Source organism: Paraburkholderia sp. EG304, from assembly GCF_046543485.1.
Classification (GTDB): Bacteria; Pseudomonadota; Gammaproteobacteria; order Burkholderiales; family Burkholderiaceae; genus Paraburkholderia; species Paraburkholderia youngii.
Genome location: NZ_JBKGUA010000150.1, coordinates 1 through 4,030, shown reverse-complemented (window position 1 = coordinate 4,030; position 4,030 = coordinate 1). Strand labels below are relative to the sequence as shown.

5 protein-coding genes are annotated in these 4,030 nt (G+C 60.7%); 3 read left to right on the top strand and 2 right to left on the bottom strand.

The genetic code is table 11. From position 1 onward, the window contains the following. Positions 1 to 148: 148 nt before the first annotated feature. Entirely contained in the window at positions 149 to 472 is a 324-nt protein-coding gene (locus ACLFKU_RS42600) for a DUF4148 domain-containing protein (protein WP_368585082.1), read from the bottom strand. A gap of 447 nt (positions 473 to 919) precedes the next feature. Continuing rightward, on the bottom strand, positions 920 to 1,810 hold the full coding sequence (cynR, locus tag ACLFKU_RS42595; RefSeq protein WP_368585081.1) for a transcriptional regulator CynR: 891 nt from the start codon (positions 1,808 to 1,810) through the stop codon (positions 920 to 922). Between the two features lie 152 nt (positions 1,811 to 1,962). Here cynR and ACLFKU_RS42590 point away from each other — a divergent pair, with 152 nt between their 5' ends. The 3 genes from ACLFKU_RS42590 to ACLFKU_RS42580 all read left to right on the top strand — a co-directional run bounded on the left by ACLFKU_RS42590 (position 1,963) and on the right by ACLFKU_RS42580 (position 3,782). Then, complete coding sequence (locus ACLFKU_RS42590) at positions 1,963 to 2,622, top strand: carbonic anhydrase (RefSeq protein ID WP_410853237.1); 660 nt, start codon at positions 1,963 to 1,965, stop codon at positions 2,620 to 2,622. A gap of 63 nt (positions 2,623 to 2,685) precedes the next feature. Beyond that, the gene (gene cynS / locus ACLFKU_RS42585) at positions 2,686 to 3,156 is read left to right on the top strand and encodes a cyanase (RefSeq protein WP_410853236.1); all 471 of its coding nucleotides are present in this window, start codon (positions 2,686 to 2,688) and stop codon (positions 3,154 to 3,156) included. Positions 3,157 to 3,302: 146 nt separating this feature from the next. Further along, positions 3,303 to 3,782 (top strand): DUF1348 family protein, encoded by a 480-nt coding sequence (locus tag ACLFKU_RS42580; protein ID WP_410853235.1) that lies wholly within the window; start codon positions 3,303 to 3,305, stop codon positions 3,780 to 3,782. Positions 3,783 to 4,030: the final 248 nt, after the last annotated feature.

Genomic DNA, 4,030 nt, shown 5'->3' with positions numbered 1-4,030 from the left:
AGGAGATGGCATTGGTTCCACCTGAATAAAAGGCATTGAGCATCAAATCGACATCACAAACCGGCGCAGCGACTCATTGAAATGAAGTGCTGCTCGCCGGCGAGGGGTATTTCAACAGCCTGCTAGTATTCGCGCTGCCGTTGGACGGCTATTGGCCGAAATAGATTGGCTGCATGCCGTCGTTGTCGACGTGACGAGCAGTCTTGGGAACACCCGCTGACGACGAGCCTGCCTCGGCGACACCGCCATAGCTCGCATCCCCGCGTTGCGCGGCCAGGCGTGCTTCGGCCGCCTGAATCTCGGCGGGGTAGTTGGGGTCTTCTCCACGAGACTGGTCGTAGCCCACAGCACGCAGTTGCGCGAGTTCCGCGCGAACCTGGGCGCGAGTCAATCCGGATGTGTCAGTGCCTGCGAAAACGGGGCTGGTGACAGATGCAGCGATAACGAGTACCGCAAGGAAGCGAGATTTCATGATTCTCTCCAAAGAAACAGTGACGACGGAGCAAGAATGCATCAATCCGGCTATAGGGTCTAAGACCGATATCCTATGTTCTCTATAGGATAAGCTAATAGTTCTGGTGATGGATTGAGAAGCCCGTTTTCTGACCAGACTGCAGACTTCTCGGAATGCGCCGTTGCTAGCTTCCGTCCCGCGATTGCCGAATCTAGGCCCGGTGCTCGAGCTGCTTAGTGCCAACCCCGGCTGTCTTCAACGCCGCGTAAATCACAATCCAGTTCCTGGCCGAAGTCGAGCGCCCACTCCTCACCGTCTCACCGTACGGTCATGCTCTTCAGCTGAAGCTTTGCGATGCCGACACCACCGGCGCGAGTTGTGCGAAGCGGCGTAGGTGTCGGAGCTAACGGAGAGCGCGTTACGTGTCGATCTCTTCGCTTCGCGCGTCGCGCGCCGCGATCTCCATTAGCGACGGAAGTTCTCCGTCAATTCCATCAACACCTGGACGAAGGCCTTGCTCGCTGCCGTCCGATACGCGTCCTTGCGTTGCAGCAGCACGGCCGTGCGCGTCGGCAGCGGCGGGTCGAGCAGCACGGGGTGCAGCTCGGTATGCTCGCGCGCGATGCCGTCGGGCAGTACGGTTGCGAGCTGCCCACGCCGCACGATCTCGACGATCGCACTGATCGAACTGACCTCGATGGCAACCTCCGGGAGAATCCGGTTCTGCGTGCAGTATTCGTCGATGTAACGCCGCGTCGCGAACGCCTTGTTAAGCAGCACCAGCCGTTCGTTGGCGAAGTCCTGCGCGGACAGCGGCTTGCGGCGCGTCGCGCGCGCATGGCCGCCGCCGACGACGAGGCTCAGCGTCTCGCGAAACAACGGCTCGCTTTCGATTTCCGCAGTGTGGACGGGCTCGAACGCGATGCCGGCGTCGAGCCTGTCATCGGCGAGCTGCGCTTCGATCTGATCCTGCGTGATTTCCTGAATGTCGATCGCGATGCCGGGATGCAGGCCATAAAAACGATCGATCACGGGCCCCACGAGATACGCCGTGAAGGTCGGCGTCACGGCAAGGCGCAGATTGCCGCGGCTCAGTTCGCCGACGTCATGTATCGCCCGCACGCCCGCATCCAGATCCTGTAGCGCGAGCTTCGCATAGCGCAACCACGCCGCGCCCGCATCCGTAAGTTGCACGTTCCGCCCCGAACGGTCTAGCAGCTGCGTGCGCAGCGTCTCTTCCAGTTGCCGTATCTGCTGCGACAGCGTGGGCTGCGAAACGTGCAGCGCCTCGGCGGCGCGCGTGAAATTGCGGTGTTCCGCGACAGCCAGGAAATAACGGATATGACGCAACAGCATGGCGAATTCCTCGTCCTCGAATAACTATTGGTGTTGCCTATGGTGAGCATCATAAACCCGTCTTGGACACTATGACGGAACAGGTTCATTCTCTGTTCAACGCATCGCACTGAGCGACACGGCAACGAACGCCAGATTGAATGGAGCAGACCATGCAAGAGATCATCGACGGTTTTCTGAAGTTTCAGCGGGACATCATGCCCGCGCGCAGGGAGTTGTTCCGCAAGCTGGTCACCAGTCAGACGCCGCGCACACTGTTCATTTCCTGTTCCGATAGTCGCATGGTTCCCGAACTGGTCACGCAGCGCGAACCGGGCGATCTGTTCGTGATCCGCAATGCCGGCAACATCGTGCCTTCGTTCGGTCCTGAGCCCGGCGGTGTGTCGGCAACGGTCGAATATGCGGTGGCTGCGCTCGGCGTGACGGATGTGGTGATATGCGGCCACTCGGACTGCGGCGCGATGACGGCCGTCGCGACGTGCAAGTGCCTCGACCATATGCCCGCTGTCGCGAACTGGCTGCGCTACGCCGACTCGGCGAGGCTCGTCAACGAGGCGCGTGAACATGCGGGCGAGCGCGAGCGCGTCGACTCGATGGTGCGCGAGAACGTCATCGCCCAGCTCGACAACCTCAAGACCCACCCCTCAGTTGCACTGGGACTCGCGCAAGGCCGCCTGAATTTGCACGGATGGGTCTACGACATCGAATCCGGCTCGATCGACGCGCTCGACGCCGCGACCCGCCAGTTCGTGCCGCTCGCTGCGCATCCCGATGTCACCGCGACGCCCGCCGAGTGCGTGGCTGCGCTCTGATTCCCGGCTTGTCGCACCGACTGTCGATCTCACCAGGTTGATTTTTACCCAAGGAGCAACATCATGACCCAATCGCAAGTCACACCGAACGCACGCGAAGCATTGACGGAAACGATCATCGACGCGAAGGTGCGCAAGAACCTCACCTTCGAAGCCATCAACGAAGGCACGGGCTTGAGCCTCGCATACACGACAGCCGCGCTACTCGGTCAGCATGCGCTGCCGGAGAATGCGGCGAAGCTCGTCGCCGAACGCCTCGGGCTCGACGACGACGCCGTTCGCCTGCTGCAAACCATTCCCGTGCGCGGCAGCATTCCGGGTGGCGTGCCGACCGATCCCACCGTCTACCGCTTCTACGAAATGGTGCAGGTGTACGGTTCGACGTTGAAGGCGCTGGTTCACGAGAAATTCGGCGACGGCATCATCAGCGCGATCAACTTCAAACTCGATATCCAGAAGGTGCCGGACCCGGAAGGCGGCGAGCGTGCCGTCATCACGCTCAACGGCAAGTATCTGCCGACCAAGCCGTTCTGAACCCAATGATGCAAAGACGAAAATTCTTACTGAGCACCGGTGCCGCGCTTGCTTCGGGCGGCCTTGCCCTCTCGGGTTGCACGATGACGAGGCCGCGCTCCACGTCGAGCACCAGCAACGCGCTGTACCCCACAAGGAGATCCGAAATGACTTCACCCGCAGCAATTCGCCCGCCGCTTCCCCCGTTCACGCTGGAGACGGCCATCGACAAAGTCCGTCTCGCGGAAGACGGTTGGAATTCGCGCGACGCCGCCAAGGTCGCGCTCGCCTATTCGCTCGACACGAAATGGCGCAATCGCGCAGAGTTCGCGAACAATCGCGCGGAAGCGCAGGCGTTCCTCGAGCGCAAATGGAAGAAGGAACACGAGTATCGTCTGATCAAGGAACTGTGGGCGTTCGGCGGCAATCGCATTGCCGTGCGCTACGCCTACGAGTGGCACGACGACTCGGGCAACTGGTTCCGCTCCTACGGCAACGAGAACTGGGAGTTCGGCGAGGATGGTCTCATGCAACGTCGCTATGCGTGCATCAACGACATGCCTATCAAGGAATCGGAGCGCAAGTATCACTGGCCCTTGGGCCGTCGGCCGGACGATCATCCGGGACTGAGCGAGTTGGGACTTTGAAGCCCGGATCGTTACAGCCGCGATGAGCCATTAGCGCCCACCAATCCAGTGGCGACGAATGACGGATTGTGGGCGTGCGCCGGCGCGCCGTCGGGATGTAGCGACTTAAATGTCGTTGAATTATTCGAATGTAAGGGACTTCCCCGTCCCGAGGCTGCGGCGGAAGCCGCGGTTCGGCATCAAAGTGCCATGATGAGGTCTGAGCCTTCATCAATACCCACAGGAGGGGAAATCCATGCCCATTGTTA

Excerpts from the sequence above, each read along its gene's own strand:
- ACLFKU_RS42590 (WP_410853237.1), top strand. The coding sequence starts at position 1,963 with ATGCAAGAGATCATCGACGGTTTTCTGAAGTTTCAGCGGGACATCATG.
- ACLFKU_RS42600 (WP_368585082.1), bottom strand. The coding sequence starts at position 472 with ATGAAATCTCGCTTCCTTGCGGTACTCGTTATCGCTGCATCTGTCACC.
- ACLFKU_RS42580 (WP_410853235.1), top strand. The coding sequence starts at position 3,303 with ATGACTTCACCCGCAGCAATTCGCCCGCCGCTTCCCCCGTTCACGCTG.
- cynR (WP_368585081.1), bottom strand. The coding sequence starts at position 1,810 with ATGCTGTTGCGTCATATCCGTTATTTCCTGGCTGTCGCGGAACACCGC.
- cynS (WP_410853236.1), top strand. The coding sequence starts at position 2,686 with ATGACCCAATCGCAAGTCACACCGAACGCACGCGAAGCATTGACGGAA.